Genomic DNA, 21130 nt, shown 5'->3' on the forward strand with positions numbered 1-21130 from the left:
CTATTATTTCTATTTAGTTACTTAACTCTATCATCAATGATTTGTTGTGCGATGCTGGTCATGGTGTCGCCAATAATGGTTGGCTTTTTGTAGATCGCATTGTAAGGGGTGTTAAATCGATTGATAAACGCGGCATTAAGCCCTGCACAGAGCGCACCGTGTGTGTCCCAGTCATGAGTGGCAACCAAGCATGCATCTTTAGCCGATACACCGATTGCTTGAAGTGCGTATTGGTAAGCATCCTTTGATGGTTTAAAGGTTCCAGCGCTTTCAACCGATATGACGTCATCAAATTGCTGAATGATGTTAGCGTTAGTTAGCTGCGCATCGAGCAGCGTGAGGGATGAGTTTGAAAAAGCGACCAACTTGAATCCGGCGCGTCGTAACATGGTTAACGACGGTGATATATCGTCGTGAGGCGGTAAATTGGCGAATGTGCTGACAATATCGTCAAGTTCGTTGTCAGATAGCGTGGTGTTAAGACGCGCCGCTAAAGTGACTAAAGCAGCGTGGGCAAGCCGTTTAAAATTTGTTTTTACCCCAGTAATGAGGGAGACCGTTGACGAGTGAAGTAGCATTGCGAACCAAGTGTCCATATGGCTCTCATTATTTAAGTAAAGCTTGAACTTGGGGCGCAGTGGACTGAGATCCAACACGGTTTCATTAATATCAAAAAGAATCACTTTCTGCATGTCTACAACTCCTTGTCACTTATTGGCAATATCGATGAGAACGATGGTTCAATAGTAGTGGTTATTTTTATATACAAAAAGTGATTCAAGCAGCACCAGGCTTAACCAATGTGATTGGCTGGTGGTTTTTTACTAATGTCTAAAGCGAAGAGGGCTTCGGATTAGCAAAACAATTAAACTCGATATCATTTCAGACGTTGTCTGTCCTTGGTGCGTAATCGGCTATAAGCATCTTGAAGCGGCGATTGAAGAGTTGGCGATACAAGACAAGGTTGAGATCGAGTGGCAACCGTTTGAATTAAACCCTGATATGCCTGCAGAAGGGGAAGGGTTACGGGAACATATTGCCCGCAAATATGGCTCATCTCGTGAAGAGAGTGATCAAGCAAGAGCGAACATTACTCAGCACGGCTCCCAGTACGGTTTTCAGTTTGATTTCTTTGAAGAGATGAACATGGTTAATACGCTGGATGCTCATGTGTTATTGGACTTTGCTCATCAGGTAGGTAAACAGACAGAGCTGAAATTACGTCTGTTTTCAGCTTATTTTACCGAACACAAAGATGTTTCTGATCGCGAAGTACTGATTAAAGAAGCGGAGTCGGTAGGGATCGCTGCTGAACATGCGTTGGCCGCACTGGCGGATGAGCAAATTAGAGAGCGAGTAAAAGGGTTGGAGGCGCAGTTGCAACAAATGGGTGTGTCTGGTGTACCTACTGTCGTGTTTAACCGCACTAGTGCATTAACAGGTGCTCAACCGCAAGAGACATTTAAGCAAGTACTTACCGAACTGTTAGAAGAGTAACTCATTTCACATAAAATCTAGGGAAGAGGCTTTTACCAACAGAGTTTCGAACTCTATTTTTGACCGTTGACATTACCCATGTAAGTGATTTAAAAACACCCCGTGAAAAATTGAAATTCACGGGGTGTTTTTGTTACTGATTCTTGCCGTAGAATGACTATGCCTTCAAATCACTGCCTTGATCAGCAGCCAATAAATTCTCGCTAAACAAGCACCTTGAAGTCACTTGAGTATATTAATGGCCTAATTCCGCTACGTCATCTCGGTTTTCTTTACGACTAAACAATGTATTTAAATCTTCATTCACCATAACGAGAGCCGGGATCAGTAGCAAAGTAATGATCGTGGCAAACAGTATGCCATAGCCCATTGAGGTTGCCGCAGGGATTAAAAATTGTGCCTGCGGTGACGTTTCAACCAATAATGGCATTAGACCAAAATAGGTGGTGGTGGACGTGAGTAGGATTGCCCTAAGACGCCCAGTTCCCGAATCGACTAAAGCGTCCACAACGGTGAGCCCTGCTTCTCGGCCACTATTGTATCGAGAGATAAGGAGCAGACTGTCATTGACCACCACCCCAGCGAGAGCAAGAATGCCAAATAGCGACAGTAAACTAATAGGAATCCCGTGCAACATATGGCCGAGCAGAGCGCCAATAATGCCGAATGGAATGGCAAACATGATGATAATGGGCTGAAGATACGATTTAAGTGGTATCGCAAGCAGGGCATAAATGGCAATTAAAGCAATCATAAAGACACTTTCTAGCGACTGCGTTATCTCTCTTTTCTCTTTGTCTTGGCCTGAAATTGAGACAGTCAGATCAGGATAGCTCTGCTGAAGTTGGCGCAAAATGCCGCTGTTGAGGCTTTTCATTACATCATCCAGTGAGGTCGTCGCTTTATCCACATCTGCGGTGATTTGGTTTACACGCTTACCATCAATTCGTTCAATACTTTTGGAGACATATCGGGTGGAAATGGTGGCAACTGATGTTAGAGGTACAATTTTTCCCGTGGCGAGGTGGATATCCGCGTATTGAAGATCATCGAGCGTCTCTCGGCGATTATCTGGATATTGAATCTTCACTTTTACTTCATTTTGTCCTTTTTGCAGCCGCTGAATAACGTGTCCTTGGTAGGCGAATTTAAGTTGCTGAAGCAGTTCCGTATTTGTCAGCCCCATCGCTTGACCTTCGGGATTCACATTTATGTCAACCTGAGTTTGAGCGGCAGCCAATCCGTTTTTAACGCCAAAGACACCATTAATTTTTTCCAGCTCATTAGTCAGAATGTTTCCTGCAAGCTCTAATGTTTGACTGTTATTACTATTGAGTTCAATGCTTATGTCTTTTTCCGCAATCATATCAGCATTAAAACTACTGCTGTCCACCCCTTCTAGTGCAGGCACCATAGATTGCCAGCGCTTAGCAATTTCAGTGGCAGCAAAGGGTCTTTGGTTGTTAGCGGACAGTCCTGCGGTTAACGTTATGCTGTTATCTGAGGTTTCGGTTAACAAGCTTTGAATGGGGTCGATATCCAAAGCAAATTCTTTGATAAGGTCGCCATTAAGTTGCTCTGCTAAACGTTCAATTTTAAGCGCTTCTCTTTGTACTAAACCGTAGCCAGCATCGTCTTTGAATAAAACGGTTACCTCAATAAAGTCCATTGATATCTCTGGGAAGAAAACCATTTTGATTTTTCCAGATAGTACCGAGCCAAAAACCAACACAAATAGCGAAACAAAAAGCGCCAGTGCCGCGTAACGATAGCGCAAGGTGATGATAAGAAACGGTTTGTAGTAGTGATGAGTCACATAGCTTAATCCAGCCAGCACCTTTTGTTGAAATCGGTTCCAGTAACCGCCCAAACTTCTCTTGTTAGAGTTTGAATGCATACGCAGGTGAGCGAGATGAGACGGTAGAATGAGTTTCGACTCGACGAGAGAGAAGAATAAACAAAACGTTGCCGCATAGGCGAATTGTGCGAATATTTTGCCAAGTTCTCCCTCTACCAGACTCATGGATAGAAACGCCACCATTGTCGTCAGGACGCCAAAGGTGGTTGGCGTGGCGACCTTTTTGGCTCCTGAAATGGTGGACTCTATACTCGGCCCTTTCTTTTCCCGCTCTTCATAGACACTTTCTCCGATTACAACCGCGTCGTCGACCACGATCCCCAACGCCATGATAAAACCAAATGTGGTCATTTCGTTTAACGTCATTCCGAAGAGAGAATCGCTCATAAGGATCATGGCACCGGAAAATATAACCGGTAGGCCAAGTCCCACCCATAAGGCAACTCGAATATTTAGAAATGTCGCCAACAGCGCAATCACCAGAATCACCCCCATAAAGCTATTGTTTAATAATAGCGACAGGCGATTTTTAATGGGTTCACTGCGATCATTCCATAACTCAATATGAATATTGGATGGCAGCGTACTCTTGAATTCATCGACCACTTTTTTGGTCTCTTTGGCGACAACCGTTATGTTGGAAGAGCCATACATATTAACGTTAAGCCCGACAGAAGGATTGCCCTTATAACGTGTTAAGGCATTTTTGCTGGAGAAGTCATCTTTAACCTCCGCAATATCCGATAAGCGGAGGCTCCTTCCACTCGGAAGTTGTTTTATTGGAATGGTCGCAAACTCTTTTGCACTGCGTTTCTGTTGTTCTGTTTTTAGTACTAGTGTGCCTCCTTTCCCCTTGAGTTCACCGCCCGTATCGGTAATGGAAGCCGCGCTCACTTTGCGTGCAACTTCGGACAGCGATAGGCCGAGGGCTTGAAGTTTGCTCTCGTCAACTTGGATGGTGATCTCCTCGTTTTTCCTGCCAATATAATCGATTTTTGGGATAGCACTATTGGCAAGGAGTCGAGAACGAAGGCGTTCAGCATATTGCTGAAGGACCTTGTTGCTTACGTCACCATATAAGCTTATGGATATCACGCCATTGGTTTCTACTGCCCGATTTATAACCGGTTTTTCTGCCCGTTGCGGCAGAGTACTGATAACATCTACTTTGTTTTTGATATCTTGGTAAAGAGTATCCAAATTATAATTACTGGTTTTTGTCACGGTCATCGAAACAGCCTGACCCGTTGAGCTACTTTGAATGCTCTTTATGCCGTCGATACCTTGTAGCGCCTCTTCCAGTTTTAGCGCGATACCTTCTTCTGCCGATTGAGCTGAACCACTGTCAAAACTGACCTCGATAGAAACACTATTGGGCGGAATGGCCGGAAAACTTTCAGTGCGAAGCTTGGACATCGCAATCAATCCTGAGACCAGAATTAAGACCATCAACAGATTGGCAGCCACGGAGTTACGGGTAAACCACGCGATAATACCCTGATTAGGGTTTATGTTATCCATCGGTTTTTTCCTCAGTCGCAATCACTTTCATACCGTCAACGTAATGAGATAACGGCTTCTTAACTAAACTGATTTGTGGGTCGAGTTGACCTCGGGCAATACCAACTTGATTGGCATTTTTGAACAGGGTATTGGCTTTATATTTAAACAGCTGACTCTCCTTTTCAAACCAGATATACCCATCTGCAGTAAGTGACGATGATGAGATAACATAACTGTCGGGAATGGCTTTTCCTTTCAGACGAACGTTAACAAAACTACCAAATAGAAGAGGTGTCTCTTGCGATAGTGGTGAATCTATTACGACCGTTAGGGTTCTTGTTCGTGTACTCTGATCAATGACCAATGCAAGATCAGACACGCGACCACTCCATTGGTATTGACTGTTGTTCGGGGAGGAGATAGTGACGTGCAATGAATCAAGTGAGTTGGGAAGTTGCTGCCACTCTCTTTCTGATAAGGCAATCTTGATCTCCGCGGTTTTCGACGCTTTCAGTTCACCAATAGCACTTGCTTGGGAAACATAGCTTCCGTTGGTGACATTACGAGCCGTGACAACCGCATCAAATGGTGCATACACTTTGGTATTGGCGAGATTTGTCTCGGCATTTTTTACCGCTTTACTCGCGGCAAGGTATTGAGATTTGGCGATTTCAAGCTGGGGCTCTCTTAATGCCAGCTTGGTTGGCTTGCCTGAGATTTCCGATTTCTTCCAGTTATCCTTAGCTCGCTTATGTTTTCTCTGTTCGAGTAACAGAGCTAAGTGAGCATCGGCTAAGGTTTTGTTCGCATTAGCTAAGGTCGCCTGATAGTCCGAGTCTTCAATACGCAGTAATAGGGTTCCCTTTTTAACCCGCTTACCCACTTTGAACTGCTGAGATTTCCAAACCACCCGGCCTGAAACTTGTCCTTGAATGGATAAGGTCTCAGAAGAGACCACTTCACCATATCCTTCAATAATGCTGTTGTTAACACCCGATGTCAGGTGCTCAATCGTGACACCCGGCAGCATGATTTCGTTTTTAACCGATACGGTTTCAGGCTGATTACTGATGGCGTAGTTTGTGTATATGACCGCGGTGGGTATAGATAGGATTGCCAGAAAGCTGGCGCTGAGTTTTTTCATCATTGGCTTCTTCATAATCTACACTCCCATTCCTAGAGCAAGTCCAAGGGTAATTCGGTTGGAGAAACGGGCTTGTTCGGTTTCTAATAACTGTATTTTTGTTTGAAAGGTGGACTGTTTAGCAACCAACAGTGTCAGTACTCCGCTAGCCCCATCCTGATAGAGGTGCTGATAATTACGCATACTGGCGAAGGAGTGTTGGTAAGCTTTGCTTAGGTGGTACTCTTGAGATTTCAGTGACACCTCTTTATCAAAGGCGTTTTCAACTTCTGTAAGCGCGTTGAGCAGTCGTTTCTGATAATTGAGATAAGCTAATTTGGCATCCAATTCTGAAATCTTGGCACTGTTTTTAAGTGTGTCTCGATTGAATATCGGTGCAGTGATTCCCCCAATTAAGTTCCATGCCGAGGAACTGTCTAACAGTTGATTCATGGTTTTTCCTGTTCGGCTGGCTGAGGCGGTAAGCGTGAACTTAGGAAGCAGTTCCTTATAAGCGACCGAGGTGTTTTTATCTGCTGCGATGATTCTTTGATAAGCGGCGATGAGATCTGGCCTTGAGCCAATAACGTCGCCTAATACGGCGATCGGTGGCGTTGAGACAGAGATGGGTTCGAAGGTGATTTCAGAGTGCTCATCTTCAGACTGGCCTCTCAGAACATTCAGGTTTCGAATCGCGATTGCTTGACTCTGTTTTCTTGAGATTAATGTTGCTCTTACTTTCTCGGTAGAGGCTTTGGCCGCATCGAGATCAGCTTGCTCTTTTTCACCATCAAGCACCTGTTCAAGGATGATTTCTTCGGTGTGTACTAAACTGGTCACCCACTGCTCCTCAACGGCAATGATTTGTGCGCGGTAGTTGATATCGAGCCAAGCTTGAATAACCCTTGCGGTTAAAGAGTTTCGAGCGTAAAGGTAATCAAGCTCACTTGCTTTGGAGGTTGCTGATGCCGCGTCTGAAGCGTCAGCCAGTCGGCCCCATACATCTAATTCCCAACTCATATTGACCGACAAGGTTTGCGAGTTGGTTATGCTGCCTTGCTTTGCTCTAGAGGCTTGATAGCTGGTGGTTAAAGAGGGCTCACTCTTTATCTCTGCTTGATGCTCCAACAGACGAGACTGTTTAAGCCGAGTGGCGGTAGACCGTAGGTCGTAGTTTGCGGCTAAAGCTTCATGAACCAACTTAGTCACGGACTCATGATTGACCAATTGTAATAGTTGGTCAGTAAAGTCACCATTGGCAAACGCCTTGGTTGATTGCCATTTTTTAGGGACAGTGACTTCATTTTTTTTGTTGGCATACTCTTGCTGAGAGCCCGAAGAACTGCACCCTGCGAGCAAGGCAACGAGCCCAGCCGCAAACACGATCTTTATACTGCTTTTGTTGTAAAACATAATTCACCCTAATCATTTGGGCAAATTTATAGCTCACGCTAGGTGAATCAGAGGTGAAAAGTGATGACAAGCTCCATGAGTCGTTTAGCCTTAAACAGCTAACTTTCAATTATTAGCCATAAGTGGCTAATTACGCCTCCCTCAACAGGAAAGCGAATAGCTTGCGTCAACTCTCCCCATTTTCCATTATCTCAACGAGTTACAACACTCGCTGACACGTCTCTGGACAGGAATGATTTAGAGTTGCAACTCTCATCAGGTGGCTTTGAATAAGTTGAGGTTGAAAAAATGAACATTTACACTCTACAAACTCGAAGGTATTCAGCCATCAGTAAAGTAAACAATAGGGGCTAGAAGCCCCTATTAAATTATTTATCTACTTTACCAAGTAGATGATCTAAGAAATCTTGAGTTTTAACTTTTGAACCTGGGCGAAACTCCTTGATTTTATTGTAAGCATTCTTACAAATAGTATCTGAGTATGATTTTTTCGCCTCGTCAATATAGCGAACAATTACATCCCTTACTTCATATAATTCACTTCGATTAAGATACTCTCGATCTTCCTTAACTGCTGGCTCATCACCACCAGTTCTAGTTTCTGAAAGCTTTGGATCCGCATTTTCTCGTAGCCACTTTCCGACTTTTTTAGCATTTTCTTTCTTTGACATGTGTGCCTCAGTTTAAATTAATAGAAAAACAAACCTTTATTATGCAAGGTGTTGATATACATAAGGGTTGTTATTCGTAATTTCAATGGGCTGAAAGACTTTCATCGTATGTTAAAATTCAGATTGTGAAGGTAATGGGCAATTCTGAGTTAGTGACTTTGCTACTGCTGTACACCTAAGGAAGCGTTCGCTCCCTTAGGTGTCATTGATGCTATCCTTTAAAAGGTACAGTATAGTGTTCAACTATATCCTGACCTCGAAGCTTGTAGGTTGCCAACTTTTCACGTATTGCATCGACATTATTAATCTCGTTATGAGTAGAGATAGACTCAAAGAAGCTGAGAGCGTTGTTACGAAGTTCTTGTAACTTTTGGTCATTGACAATACGGATAGTCGGCTTAGGTGAAGATGCGTATTCAAACTGTACCGAAGGGTGAACCATTATCGGTGTATGCTGACTCGTAAAATCATACTGGTTTTCAAACCATGTGGAAGAACCATTTAGTTGATTACAGTAGCTTTTGTTTATTGTGTCAGAGGTAGCTTCATTTTTACACTCAATAACCAAATACTGCTGATTCCCAATAGACCAGAGGTTATCTGGTCCTTTGTTATAAGCAAGTTCTGGGCGTTGACTATTGAAGCCTAACATTTTGGCTAGGTTATCCATTGCAACTTCAAACTTATTCGCTGACTTAGGTTTGAAATACAAGTCGTCGATAACAGCATTTGCAGCAATAATCATTTTGTTTTTTATCAAGAACTTACTACTTAAATAGCTTGAGCACTGCTCTGCTTGTTCTTGAGTTAAACCATTGACTTTAGTGTAGCTAAGTCCAGACAATGGCTTTAAAAGCCTTTGGTTATAGGTGTTTGCATTAAGCAGTATCAACTGAGCCTGACTTTCATCATTGATGTTCGTATATTCAGCTAATACTTGCTTTAGGTATCCTTTTAAAGCGTTATCGTCGCAAGCATTCGCTGTTGCTTCAATTATGCGACATGCGCCATTAACATCACCACGGATCGCTGATAAGTAGGCATCATAAAGCGAAAGCTTAATTGGTTTACTTTCGGCTCGTTCTTCATAAGTCAACTGAGCGAGTTGCCCTTTACTAAACCCTACCCACTGCGCATCTTGAAGTAAACAGTAGTCCATTAACTTTTCCAACTCTGAAGCAGGTTTATCTGCGACCTGCGCTGCAACACTCTCCGATATGTTCATCTGTGCACGAGTAGCTGGTGAGAAGTTTTCGATAGCATTATCTGTATAGATGGTGCTTGTCAGTCCCTTGCCAGTTAGTAAAACCACACAATAGTCATCGCTTGAACGGACCCCACGCCCCATACCTTGCTCGATACGTTGAATCTTCTCAACATTGTCATAGTTACTAGACATCAGTGAAGACTGCTTCACTCTATCGATCAAATTTCTAGCATCAGGTAAACCGTCTATAACTAAGAGCCTACAGGCCGTTTGAGGTAGGTCAATGCCATCATAACGGTTATTTAGAACCACTAAGCCAACGTGTTGAGTTTTCAATCTAGCAACCCCTTCACTAATATTGCTTGAACTCAATGTCAGATCAGCAACACCTTCCCATTGTTTAGCGCGATATGTAGACGGGGCAATAACTACCACATTGTGTTTTTTAGACACGCTTGTGCATAGTTGTTGTATATCTTCGTCTGTTATTTGTGGGTTAATAACTTGAGGTAGCAAGATCATGCGGTCACCGACATCTCCGGCACTATCAGGAGTTATCGGATTGGATAGTTCATTAGGTCTCACTCCGAAATGAGTAGAAAGAATACTATCGTCTGCAAGCGTTGCAGTCATAAAGATCTTACGTGTTGCTTGTCCCAATGCTGGTATTACAGAAATAGGGATGAAATGAGGAGAAATCTCGACCTTATCTGCACTAAACACGCAGTTTGCTAACTGGAGGTGGTTCTTAAGCAGCGGGTATGAAAACTCGATGACACGTTCATTTTTGTATTTTACAAGTGATTGTGTAACTACTGCCTGTTGCTTTTGCCAGCTCCAGAAAGGTACTTGCAAGAAAGCACTTGGGTCACCGCTTAAGATCTCATGATATTTAGCATAATTCTGCCTTTCCAGAACGCTGTCAAATGTAGAACGTAGTTCATTGTATAAAGGAGAAGTACTGGGGATCTCCATTGTAAATTGCTGGTCAACAGTATCTAAACATGCATGAGCATCATCAATAATGATACTTCCAATAGGCACTTTAATGCCTTCATCATCAACACCAAAAACAGAACGACCATTCACAAGCTTATGAATATTAATCACAAGTATACTATTACCTGATAGATATCTCGGGTCATGCGGATTTTTTGTCGTATCAATGCCAAGTTCTTTGGCTTCCGATACTACTTGATCTACAAGATAGTTATCAGGTACGACATAGACCGCAGGTCCTTTCTTTTCATTCAAACAACTTTTTAACACAAGTAGACCCACTGACGTTTTACCACCGCCAGTATTCATCTTGATCACTAAGTTGTTCGTATCCCTTCTGTCATACCACTTCGTCCAAACTTGACTTTGAACATCACGTGGGTACTGAAACTTTCCGCTAACTTTGGGCAAAGCCTGAAAGATCTCTCGTGGATTGAAAGAGCTATCAACAGGGTTCGTGCCGCCTAACTGACTAAAATCTAACATTTATTTCCCTTATTGCACGCTAGTGTTTAGCCAACTATATTCATATAAGAGTGACAATACAACGACCAGCTTCACAGCCATTCCAAATGTTTTTGAAGTTAAAGTTGATTACGGCAATGAATCGCCGTCAAATGACTAGAGATCACACAACCCATACATGGTTGATCAAGTGCGTATAAATTCATTACCAAAATTAGAGTAAGTAGCCACTCAAGCAGGACTAATAAAAGAGACCCTAAATCATTTCGGGGCAAAGACGAGTTACAACACTCGCTGAAACGTCTCTGGACAAAGGCGTGTCAGGGCATCTTTAATTTAGCTATTGTTAGATAAATTTTAGTATCCCAAAATGAAGAGCGATAACGCTTGTTTAGGTGCAATGCGTAAATTAGGCATATCTACTCGCTCCATGTTAACTATATACTGACCACTATCCCGCAATTTCAATCAGGCTAAACTAATTTTCCGTAGGTATCATTATTACGATTTCTTAATTGGGCACCCAAAAATTATGCACGTTACAAAGCGCCATGAACGACAGATAAAAAAAGTATGCGATTTTATAGATGGGAACCTAGATGATGAGTTCTCTCTCGATCAACTAAGTGATGTTGCTGCTAGTTCAAAGTACCATTTTCATCGTATCTTTATGTCGTATATGGGGATTAGTGCCATGCAGTACGTGTTGCTGGTAAGATTGAAACGTGCTTCTTTCAGATTAGCGTTCGAGTCAGAGTACAGCGTTACAGATATCGCTTTTGAAGCCCGATTTGAGAGCCTAGAAGCTTTTTCTCGTGCTTTTTCTAGGATATTTGGACAGTCACCATCTCAATTTAGAAATCAACCTGAGTGGCGCTCTTGGCACTCAAAGTATGAATATCATCCACCGATAATAGGAAAAAATGTAATGAATGTTCAACTCGTTGATTTCGATAAAAGAGAGGTAGCACTAATTGAGCATAAAGGTAGCCCCGACCAAGTATATGAGACGGTCGCCAAATTTATAAATTGGAGAAAATCAACAGGATTATCTCCAATTAAAACTAGTGAAACATTTGGAATCCCACACTCTGACCCACGCAACACGCCAGAAGATGAGTTCCAGTTTGATATCTGCGGTTCGCACGAAGGCGAGGTTCCAGCAAATGCTTATGGTGTGAAATATGGAGTTATACCAAGTGGTAGGTGTGCCATTGTTATTCATAAGGGAAGCCATAACACTATTGGTGACACCTTGAATTACTTGTATCAAAAATGGCTGCCAGAGAGCGGTGAAGATTTAAGGGATTTCCCTTGTTTCTTCCGTTACTTGAATTTTGTTCATGAAGTAGATGAATGTGAGTTGTTAACGGAGATCTACCTTCCGATAAAATAATAAGGAGCTATGAGCGGTGGCCGGCATATTGATGTAAAAACAAACCGCCGCCGATTTGGTACGTGTTGCTAGGTTTCGGAGATTTATTCCACAATTTCAACGCTGCCAATTATTAGCAAAAGTTCTGCGTTCTCAGTGGTACGATTCGCCACTGAAAAAATGAGATAACAAACATGCAGGTGAAAACCCGCTCTATGGCACCGCACTCGCTAGCCTATGGGATCAAGCCGTCACTACCGACGGAGCACCGCGATCCATCGCCCTAAGTTTAATAAGCTGGTCAACGATGCAGCGACATAGGTCAGCGCCGCCGCCTTGAGAATTTTCTCCGCATGCTTCAGGTCACCATCGTGCAGATAGTCACCTTCCTTCAGGAGCGGTAACGCCTTGCCATAACTGGCATCGAACTCAACTGGAAGAGTCACTAGGTGCACTAAGGTACCTAGTGCTATTGAAACAACGCCGATCGCTATCATTAGCGCTCCCGCCTGTGGCAGGCGAGTTAGCATTAGGACAATGGGAGCAGCCACTAACATCATGCCAGCAATACGCTCGCCGACAACGGCAGCCTTCACGAGTTTCTGTCGGGTCAGGAACAATGCCTCGTTACGTGAATCCTGAATGGCATGTCCTACTTCATGTGCGGCCACAGTCACCGCAGTCAGGGAGTACCCTGAATAATTGTCTGGCGTCAGACGCACAGCCTTTCCGGCTGGATCATAGTGATCACCGGCAGAGGTCTCCTCTACCCCGACGTCGCCCAGACCGTAGCTGTCCAGCAGATGGCGCGCAAGTTCAGCACCACTTCCCTGCTCGCGATAGCGATCAACTGGCTGTTTGTACTTTTCCATCACATGCCTGACCCACAAGTTCGGCAGGAATACGCATGACGCGATTATGAGTAATATGACTATCCAGATCATTTAATCAACGTATCATAAGCAACTAAAACATACAGCATATATCACATTTCTCTTTTTGCCATCACACAAAGAACGAAGCTCTTGCAAAGACAGGCACCTTAAGCAGCGATAAACAGATTGCAAAGGCAAAAGAATCTCCGATCATAGAAGTGTCGGATGGTATGGTGACTTCAATTCATCTTATTATTTTAACCAGTCCCGATACAATTTCGTTTCATCACCTAAATAATTTACCATCCAATCCAATAAGTTATGATTGTCGTGCTTTCTCCACACTAAGCAACACTCACTTGGCAGTTGAGCACCATTCAAAGTACGCTCCACTAACATGCCAGAATCAACAAGTGGTTGCGCTATATGTCTCGGCATATACCCAATCCCAACATTCTTTTTTAAACATTCTATTACGGTAAACCAGTTGGGCAGCAATAATCGTCTCTGTTTTGGGTAATGCTCATTGTGACGTTTAGGCAACATCCTTGATGTGTCATCAAGACAGATAGCGGTAAACTGGCTAACGAAAGCTTCATCTAAATGCGCAGGATGAGCACATGGATGGGAAGGTGACATAACTAGAGCCCAATCCAAGCGGCCTATTTTCTTGACGCCATAATCACCGCTTACCGGAATAGCGGTTGTCGCTCCTATAGCAATATCCGCACGTTGCTGGGAAATCGCTTCCCAAGAACCGTTATAGACTTCCATATTGATTTGCAGCTCGGCAAATTCAAATTCTTGATAAAAGTCTTCAATAAGTTTCGGTAGTCTATCAACTCGAACCACATCGTCTAATGTTAACTTTAAACTACTTTGCCACCCAAGAGCTGTACGGCGCGTCTGGTGTGTAAGCTCATCCATTTTACGCAGCATTTGTCTTGCTTCGACCATAAAGACTTCGCCCGCGGGGGTTAATTCAACCTTTCTCGGTAATCTGTTAAACAGCTTAACTCCAAGCTCTTGTTCTATATGCCTCACGCTATAACTAATCGCAGAAGGGACTTTATGCAAAGTCTCTGCCGCGGCACTAAAACTTCCTAATCGAGCCACCACATCAAGCATTTCTAACGATGAACGAGAATACATATTATAGCTTTCAAATTTTTTGATAGGTAACTACAAAATATAACGTTTTATTTTTTTAAAATCCAACAATAGAATGCAGTCCACCAAAAAATATGGGCTGGCGCCAACTCATTCCTGTGAAAAATATTCAAGGAATATTAATGAAAATATCTAAACTACAACTTATCTATCTTGCTGCGTTATCCATGTTAGGTTTTATAGCTACCGACATGTATTTGCCTGCGTTTAAATTGATTGAACAAGACTTTGCCACTGGGCCGGAACAAGTTGCGTTATCATTAACGGTCTTTTTAGTTGGTATGGGGCTAGGCCAATTCTTATGGGGGCTAGCTAGTGACCGTTTCGGACACCGTAAAACGCTGTTTGCTGGATTGACTATTTTTACTATTGCTTCAATAGGGCTCGCGTGGAGCCAAGAGGTATGGCAATTACTGACATTACGTACGTTGCAAGCTATAGGTGTCAGTGCTGCCGCTGTTATTTGGCAATCTATGGTGATTGACAAATTCGATAAAAAAGCCCGTCAGCAGATTTTTGCTACCATCATGCCACTGGTTGCTCTATCTCCAGCACTAGCTCCTCAGCTTGGTGTGCTATTGACTGAATTATGGGGATGGCACAGTATCTTTGTGGTACTAGCCATTACTAGTGTTCTATTAGCGATCGTTACTCTGTCTATGAAAGAACATAAGAAAACAGACGTAACGCCACCGTCAATTGGTGCCGATCTAAAAAGCCTTATTAGCTCAAGAAAATATGTCGGTAATGTGCTGTTATTCTCAGTGACTTCTGCCGCTTTCTTCGCTTACCTAACTGGTATGCCGGAGATTATGAACCAACTAGGGTACTCAGCTAAGAGCATCGGATTAAGCTTTATTCCACAAACTATCGCATTTATGTTGGGTGGCTATATAGGTAAGAAATTGGTCGCTAAACTAGGTGATGAAGCAGTATTAAAGCAACTACTAGGATTGGAAACGGTCGCAATACTGCTTGTTTTTACAGCATGTCAGTGGGAACTAACCAGCGTATGGCCAATCTTAGCTCCGTTCTGCTTACTCGCCTCTGCTAACGGCGCTTTATATCCTATTGTAGTAAACCGGGCTCTATCAAGCGCATCGCACTGTTCAGCAACCGCTGCTGGGTTACAAAACAGCTTACAGATTGGAATTAGTAGCTTGGCGAGTGCATTAGTCGCCACATTTGCGGCTGTTGCTCAATCTGCTGTTGGTTACGTTGTTCTAGGTTGTTTAGCGTTAATGTGGATGAGTTACCTCATTGCGACACCCGCACTAACAAAAGAGCTGACTGTTCCTGACAACTCACGAGTTGTTAGCGACGAGTAAATATAAAAGTGGGCGACTAAGGCGCCCACTTATTTCCACTCAAAATCAATAACACTAAACACAGGCTGGGATAGTTTATTCTGAGAATTGAATTGGATGGAAAAACACATGGGTTACTCCAAAGAAGATGCCTTATACAATACCAGATTTCTCTTAGCTCATACGGCAGATGTCGAAGCAAGCCATTTCAGATATGCAGTAAAGGCACTTAAACACTATTCAGTAGCTACAGGTAGGAATATTAATTACGCTCGAATTGCTAGCTTGTCAGCTGAGTACGTCCAAAGAGTATCAAATCACATATGTAACTTGGAAAGCATATTGGTAGAAAAATAAGGTACATTATTAGATTCTACGCTCTTCATACTTTTGATGTATAAACATAGTGTAAGTATCAGGAGGTCTCTGTCCTCCTGAATGCTGTAAAGCGTGTCCAATAGCGCTGCGATGATAGGTGCCATGATTGACGATGTGAAATAGTATTTCCAATACAGACAATTTGCCTCGTTTCCCATCTACAAACTTGAATTTAACTTCCTTTATTAGACTTTCAGCCTCTATCTTAGAGCAGTATTTTTTAAGCCATCTATCTGATTCATTGAGTCTTTCTGATAGTAAGCTCAAGTCAGGAACAAATTTACTATTAGTGTCTACATGCGGACAGTGCGAGTTAGTCAGTCTTGCTCGAAATAGCTCTTCAACGATGATCATGTGATGCAACTGCTGTTTACAAAAATCTAGACACTCCATTTCAGGGGTGTCAGTTGCTCCTTGTAACACTTGAAGAAGATTTTGGTCTGACCAAATTTTATAGTCCACCAACTCAACAATAAAACTACAGTTTTTCATAACATCCCTTTTCCTATTGAACGAAAATCGCTCAAACAATAGTTATCTCTTAATACACAATACCCTAGTAAAAAATCATTTTTATCACCATAAAACCCTAGTATTTTGTCATTTTTAGCTTAGCTCTATCCTAAAAAGCACCGAGAATTGCCTCTTCGGTGCTTTGCTCATTCAAAGCTACTCTAAATCTTGCTGCTTGTAGTGATTTAATAAGGTCAACAAAAACAAGCGGATCTCGTTCTCTGTGCCATTATCTAGGTTGCTGTTGGTACTGGCGTTTAAGATAAAGTCTTCGGCTTGAAGGTAAAAATCAGGTTCTGATTGGGATTTCGTTGATTGGGTCATAATGAACTCCGATGGTTGTATTTATAACAAAACTAGCATTTAGCTAGCTATTACACGCCGATGGTTATAAATTCGAGGTCTCAATCCCGACACTGGATTTTGCCAGTGCGGGGTAAGCATATGATTTATTTGCTTGAAGTGTCAATGTGTTCGTGAAGAGTTTGATCAGTTTGTTTTGAGGATGAACTAATTGAAATTGACACTCTTCTTTGTAATGACTCTTGTAATTACATATATGTTGGTTATATATGGCAACGAATTAATATTCGTATTGTAATAATCTGAGTGTTTCAAATTAACATGCTCAGCCCTGTATTTAGAATGCTAATTGTACTGGTTGCACACGATGATCCGAGTTTTAATTGCTGAAAGCCCGAAGAGCGCCACCCTGCGAGTAAGACAGAGTCTAGCATCGGCTTTTGCCTGCATTCTTTTCTAATTTAGAAGCGTTTAATTTTTGTGAATAGTGTGGAAGTAAAGCGCCAGCAAGTACACTGGCGCTTAAAACTTACAAGGCTAAGGGAACTGAAACACAGGACGCAGAGTTCGAAACCATCGTTACATTATTGCTGACGTAACCACTGTTGAGGGCTACGTAGTAATAGGAATAACCGATAGGTGACATTGACCAATAGACGTCGCCAATAGGCCAATTGCGTGCGATAAACATATTGCCATATGTGTCGATTAATTCTATTTCTAACTCGTATCTTGTAGCCAAGCGCCAGTTATCGCGGCCTGCTAGCTTTTGAGTATTATATTTAGCACACAGCGAATTCGCGTTATGCCACGTGAACTGATAGAAATCACCTGCCGGCCCCCAACTTCCTCCATCTGTGTAACTACCACTAGTTGCACTTCCACCGATACTATTTAAGTAAGCGACTGAAGGCGAGTTGGTAAACAATTTACCACTACCTGTATCAAAAGTGTCAATGCATGAGCCCGCTAAGTCTCTACATACATCTGCATTTGCGGTGTTACTGGTGATGCTATCCTTGGTGGCCGTAACTGTGGTGGTGCCACTTTTAATTCCGGTTAACAATCCTGAAGGTGTCACGGTCACGGTCGAGGTATTGGCCGACTTCCACGTGACTGAACGAGTAACATCGGATGATGAGTCATCGCTATACGTTGCCGTTGCGGCTAGCTGTTGTGTCTTACCTATAGCTATACCGACAATCGAAGGTGTTACAGTAATATCCGTTAGTACCGCAGTGGTCACCTCTACATTCACTTCATTACTGGTAATGCTATCTTTGGTCGCAGTGACAAGGGTATTATCGATTCCAATTCCAGTGAGTAAACCTGTAGGTGTAACTATTGCCGTTGACGTGTCTAGCGGTGTCCATATTACTGAACCACTGACATCGGATGATGAATTATCGCTATAAGTTGCAGTTGCGGCTAACTGCTCTGTTTGTCCCTTGGCTACACCGACGATCGACGGTGTCACGACAATATCCGTGATTGTTGCTTCGGTCACATCCACGCTTATGCTGTTACTAGTAATGCCATCCTTGACCGCAGTGACAGTTGTATGACCTATTTCAACCCCCTTCAGTAAGCCTGTCGACGTTATTGTTGCTGTCGAAGTATCTACCGGTGTCCATGCTACTAAATCGCTGACATCGGATGATGAGCTATCACTATAAATTTCGGTTGCGATTAATTGCTTTGTTTGCCCTTTGGCTACACTAACTACTGAAGGTGTCAGGGTAATTGCAGTTGGGACTGCTGCAGTGACATTTATGTTCACCATATTGCTGGTAATGCCATCTTTGTTGGCTGTGACCGTGGTGGTGTCGACTTCAATTCCGGTCAGTAAGCCCGAAGGTGTTACTGTCACCGTTGAGGTATCCGCTGATGTCCAAGTGACTGAACCACTAACATCGGATGAAGAGTTATCGCTATACGTTGCCGTTGCGATTAACTGCTGTGTTTGATTTTTGGCCACACTGACAATCGAAGGTGTTACGGCAATATCTGTGAGCATGGCTGCGGTTACATCTACGCTCACCGAATTGCTGATGACACCATCTTTACTGACCGTTACTGTGATGTTACCAGTTTCAACTCCCGTCAAAATGCCGGGGGCATCAAAACATCCGATATCTTCATCACTTGAATGCCAGTCATTGACATTGAAATCGGTCAACATTCGCGAGGAGTTATCAGAATAGTAGCCTATTGCAGAAAATGGTTGTTTATTACTTACCGCGAGTGTTAATCGACTCAATCCATGCTTTGTTCTCGGTGAAGCAGTAATATCTATACGTTGCAATGCTACTGTTGGCCCAGAAAATGCTCCTTCAGAATTGCACCCCGTCAATAGCATTACTAGAGGTAATACTACGATGGCAAACAAATGCTTATAAACTTCTCTCATAATAATGTGGTCTGCTTTTGGTGTTGAATATGGGGATTCGTAGGTATCAGAAGTTGTGAATTAGTTTCCGTTAAGGGGTTGATTCAGTCATAGGCCCATATCGAATAACTTTATGTTTGGGCGAAAAAGAGATGTTCTTTCATCATCAATCCATCCCATTGGCTGTGATGAATTATAAACTTTTCATTTATTCTGCTGATAGTGCTTCGAAGGTATATAAGAATTGCCTTACGAGAGTTGGCGAGCTTTCCTACTTATTGATGGAAAGATGGCTATGCAGTTGCTCAACTTGTTTACTGTTTGATAATCGTACCTTAGTTAGATCTTGTTATTTATAAGAGCGTGAGCTCCTATTTAGGGAGCGAACTGTGAATTAATAGTAGGGCTTTGTTTTGCATTGAAATGATTGAGATATTAGATTTTGAAAGGGAGATTCAGACAAAAAATAGCCAGCATCGGGGCTGGCTATTGAAAGGACTTTTGATGTAATTGGAAGCTATCTTAAAAGTAATACTTTAACAGGACAGGTAGCGACTTTTATAAAAGGTACATACCCAAAGTATCCACCAAAAGTAACGTGCCAACAGGTAGTTACCGTCAGTTTATCCAGCCTAAGAACAACCACCACAGGTAGTCTAATGGCATTAGCATGACGATGGTGATGCCAGTCAGAGGTAGGGTGATTTTAACGAGATCGGTAAGACGTTCATTAGCCAGATGCATAGCGATGATTAATGGCGCTACTTGGTAAGGGAATATCACCGTAGAAAAACCGATTACCTGAGTCATCAAGACCGCCTCTAAACTAAAATTGCTGACTTCGGCAAAATTAGCTGCCATGGGCGTTAATACCGTGGGTACGCCGGGAATAGTGGTGACCAGACCGGTAAATGTTGAGATTAACGACAATGCCATAAAATGCAGCAATGAATGACTATCTGAAGCCGGCATTAAGTGGCTAAAGTTGTCACCAAGGTACTCACCTAAGCCGGAAGCATTGACTAATGCGCCAAGCCCTAGCGCTGCCGCGACAAAAATAATCGTGCCAAAATCTACCGAGCTGTTAAATGACTTAGGTGTTACGACACCCCATTTAGGCGTTAGCAGTATTACCGCGGTGGCTAGGCCAATCCAAGCTGGGCTAATACCATGAATGGAATCTGTTATCCAAAAGAGCAGGGTAATGGACAATAAAACAGCGACACGTTTTTGTATCTTGCTATCAAATTGTTCATCTTGCTCCAGTGGCGCAAATGCGTTTGTTGTAGAAATGCTGGCCGGGAATATCCGCAGCACCAATAATACGATCAGCATTGATTTAACAATGCCCAGAATGGGGAAGTGTAGTAACAGATACTCGGTATAGTTAAAGCTAATGTCGTACAGCGTTTCACTTGACCCAGCCAAAATCATGTTTGGAATATTTGCGGGAAGCACCGCAAAGCTTGGCATATTGCAAGATAAGGCTAGAGCGGTAGCAATCCCGATTCGGCCTTTGCTGCCCGGAGCAAAGCCAACTTGTTCGGCAAGAGCCATTCCGATGGGGATAAGCACCACGGCTCGACCAACGGAAGAGGGCATGACAAAACCTAATAACATCGCGCTAAAAACTAAGCCAGTGATCAAGCGTGCATAGCTTGATGTTAAATAGGGAGAGATAGCTAAAGCGAGCTTTTTGCCTAAGCCAGAGACAGAGATGGCTGCACCGATCACAAAGCCTGAGATAATTAACCAAACTGCCGTTGATCCAAAACCTGAAAATAAAACATCAGTTGGGATCAGTTTGAAAATGGCGACGAGCGCAAAAAACAGCAGTCCAGTTAAGAAAGGGGGCGCGGCACTAGTACTCCATAGAGTAAGGGTGATAATGACAACTGCGGCGCTGTACGAAAATATGTCGGGGTGGCTAGCCAGCGGGAATAGCGTTATTCCCAACGCAGTAACGAGAGCCACAAGTAGTGCCCCTTGTTTAATGCCAAATCTACTTTCCATGTTGGTATCCAATAAAGAGTAATAAATAAAACTTGAATTCATATGTTGCTGTTTCTAAGATAGCGAAACTT

Annotated in this window: 15 protein-coding genes; 3 read left to right on the forward strand and 12 right to left on the reverse strand. The window is 42.9% G+C overall.

The window, feature by feature from the left end; translation table 11 throughout:
* Positions 1-17 precede the first annotated feature (17 nt).
* Positions 18-692, reverse strand: a complete 675-nt coding sequence (locus F0227_RS02185) for a haloacid dehalogenase type II (RefSeq protein ID WP_171751523.1) — start codon at positions 690-692, stop codon at positions 18-20.
* A 160-nt stretch (positions 693-852) separates the two neighbouring features.
* On the opposite strand from F0227_RS02185, the gene F0227_RS02190 reads away from it, so the two are divergent.
* Entirely contained in the window at positions 853-1497 is a 645-nt protein-coding gene (locus tag F0227_RS02190) for a DsbA family protein (RefSeq protein WP_171751623.1), read from the forward strand.
* A 235-nt stretch (positions 1498-1732) separates the two neighbouring features.
* Here F0227_RS02190 and F0227_RS02195 read toward each other — a convergent pair whose 3' ends face one another.
* The 5 genes from F0227_RS02195 to F0227_RS02215 all read right to left on the reverse strand — a co-directional run bounded on the left by F0227_RS02195 (position 1733) and on the right by F0227_RS02215 (position 10757).
* The gene (locus F0227_RS02195; protein WP_171751524.1) at positions 1733-4876 is read right to left on the reverse strand and encodes an efflux RND transporter permease subunit; all 3144 of its coding nucleotides are present in this window, start codon (positions 4874-4876) and stop codon (positions 1733-1735) included.
* Positions 4869-6017 carry an efflux RND transporter periplasmic adaptor subunit gene (locus tag F0227_RS02200; protein ID WP_171751525.1) on the reverse strand — a complete coding sequence of 383 codons (1149 nt, stop codon included), beginning with the start codon at positions 6015-6017 and terminating at the stop codon, positions 4869-4871. The genes F0227_RS02195 and F0227_RS02200 overlap by 8 nt, the downstream gene beginning before the upstream one ends.
* A gap of 3 nt (positions 6018-6020) precedes the next feature.
* Positions 6021-7394 (reverse strand): TolC family protein, encoded by a 1374-nt coding sequence (locus F0227_RS02205; RefSeq protein WP_171751526.1) that lies wholly within the window; start codon positions 7392-7394, stop codon positions 6021-6023.
* A 368-nt stretch (positions 7395-7762) separates the two neighbouring features.
* The gene (locus F0227_RS02210; RefSeq protein ID WP_171751527.1) at positions 7763-8065 is read right to left on the reverse strand and encodes a hypothetical protein; all 303 of its coding nucleotides are present in this window, start codon (positions 8063-8065) and stop codon (positions 7763-7765) included.
* 211 nt (positions 8066-8276) lie between these two features.
* A complete protein-coding gene (locus tag F0227_RS02215; protein WP_171751528.1) occupies positions 8277-10757 on the reverse strand; it encodes a DEAD/DEAH box helicase family protein in 2481 nt (826 codons plus the stop codon).
* Positions 10758-11268: 511 nt separating this feature from the next.
* On the opposite strand from F0227_RS02215, the gene F0227_RS02220 reads away from it, so the two are divergent.
* A complete protein-coding gene (locus tag F0227_RS02220) occupies positions 11269-12132 on the forward strand; it encodes an AraC family transcriptional regulator (protein WP_171751529.1) in 864 nt (287 codons plus the stop codon).
* A 233-nt stretch (positions 12133-12365) separates the two neighbouring features.
* On the opposite strand, the gene F0227_RS02225 is transcribed toward F0227_RS02220, so the two are convergent.
* Complete coding sequence (locus F0227_RS02225; protein WP_171751530.1) at positions 12366-13055, reverse strand: zinc metallopeptidase; 690 nt, start codon at positions 13053-13055, stop codon at positions 12366-12368.
* Between the two features lie 183 nt (positions 13056-13238).
* Positions 13239-14138: a DNA-binding transcriptional activator PunR gene (gene punR, locus F0227_RS02230; protein ID WP_171751531.1), complete on the reverse strand. Its 900-nt coding sequence runs from the start codon at positions 14136-14138 to the stop codon at positions 13239-13241.
* 140 nt (positions 14139-14278) lie between these two features.
* Between punR and punC the strand changes: the two genes are divergently transcribed.
* On the forward strand, positions 14279-15484 hold the full coding sequence (gene punC / locus F0227_RS02235) for a purine nucleoside transporter PunC (RefSeq protein WP_171751532.1): 1206 nt from the start codon (positions 14279-14281) through the stop codon (positions 15482-15484).
* A 345-nt stretch (positions 15485-15829) separates the two neighbouring features.
* Here the strand turns inward: punC and F0227_RS02240 are convergent, their stop codons facing one another.
* The 4 genes from F0227_RS02240 to F0227_RS02255 form a co-directional block, all read right to left on the reverse strand.
* Positions 15830-16333, reverse strand: coding sequence for a DinB family protein (locus F0227_RS02240; RefSeq protein ID WP_171751533.1), 504 nt, complete (start codon positions 16331-16333; stop codon positions 15830-15832).
* Between the two features lie 177 nt (positions 16334-16510).
* Complete coding sequence (locus tag F0227_RS02245; RefSeq protein WP_171751534.1) at positions 16511-16678, reverse strand: hypothetical protein; 168 nt, start codon at positions 16676-16678, stop codon at positions 16511-16513.
* A 508-nt stretch (positions 16679-17186) separates the two neighbouring features.
* Positions 17187-19067 (reverse strand): Ig-like domain-containing protein, encoded by a 1881-nt coding sequence (locus tag F0227_RS02250; RefSeq protein WP_171751535.1) that lies wholly within the window; start codon positions 19065-19067, stop codon positions 17187-17189.
* Between the two features lie 597 nt (positions 19068-19664).
* The gene (locus F0227_RS02255; RefSeq protein WP_171751536.1) at positions 19665-21059 is read right to left on the reverse strand and encodes an SLC13 family permease; all 1395 of its coding nucleotides are present in this window, start codon (positions 21057-21059) and stop codon (positions 19665-19667) included.
* Between the last annotated feature and the right edge of the window lie 71 nt (positions 21060-21130).

This window comes from Vibrio sp. 99-8-1, assembly GCF_013114595.1.
In the GTDB taxonomy this organism is placed as follows: domain Bacteria; phylum Pseudomonadota; class Gammaproteobacteria; order Enterobacterales; family Vibrionaceae; genus Vibrio.

Coding starts and splice junctions, on each gene's coding strand:
- F0227_RS02185 (WP_171751523.1), bottom strand. CDS start 692: ATGCAGAAAGTGATTCTTTTTGATATTAATGAAACCGTGTTGGATCTC.
- F0227_RS02195 (WP_171751524.1), bottom strand. CDS start 4,876: ATGGATAACATAAACCCTAATCAGGGTATTATCGCGTGGTTTACCCGT.
- F0227_RS02200 (WP_171751525.1), bottom strand. CDS start 6,017: ATGAAGAAGCCAATGATGAAAAAACTCAGCGCCAGCTTTCTGGCAATC.
- F0227_RS02205 (WP_171751526.1), bottom strand. CDS start 7,394: ATGTTTTACAACAAAAGCAGTATAAAGATCGTGTTTGCGGCTGGGCTC.
- F0227_RS02210 (WP_171751527.1), bottom strand. CDS start 8,065: ATGTCAAAGAAAGAAAATGCTAAAAAAGTCGGAAAGTGGCTACGAGAA.
- F0227_RS02215 (WP_171751528.1), bottom strand. CDS start 10,757: ATGTTAGATTTTAGTCAGTTAGGCGGCACGAACCCTGTTGATAGCTCT.
- F0227_RS02220 (WP_171751529.1), top strand. CDS start 11,269: ATGCACGTTACAAAGCGCCATGAACGACAGATAAAAAAAGTATGCGAT.
- F0227_RS02225 (WP_171751530.1), bottom strand. CDS start 13,055: ATGATCTGGATAGTCATATTACTCATAATCGCGTCATGCGTATTCCTG.
- punR (WP_171751531.1), bottom strand. CDS start 14,138: ATGTATTCTCGTTCATCGTTAGAAATGCTTGATGTGGTGGCTCGATTA.
- punC (WP_171751532.1), top strand. CDS start 14,279: ATGAAAATATCTAAACTACAACTTATCTATCTTGCTGCGTTATCCATG.
- F0227_RS02240 (WP_171751533.1), bottom strand. CDS start 16,333: ATGAAAAACTGTAGTTTTATTGTTGAGTTGGTGGACTATAAAATTTGG.
- F0227_RS02245 (WP_171751534.1), bottom strand. CDS start 16,678: ATGACCCAATCAACGAAATCCCAATCAGAACCTGATTTTTACCTTCAA.
- F0227_RS02250 (WP_171751535.1), bottom strand. CDS start 19,067: ATGAGAGAAGTTTATAAGCATTTGTTTGCCATCGTAGTATTACCTCTA.
- F0227_RS02255 (WP_171751536.1), bottom strand. CDS start 21,059: ATGGAAAGTAGATTTGGCATTAAACAAGGGGCACTACTTGTGGCTCTC.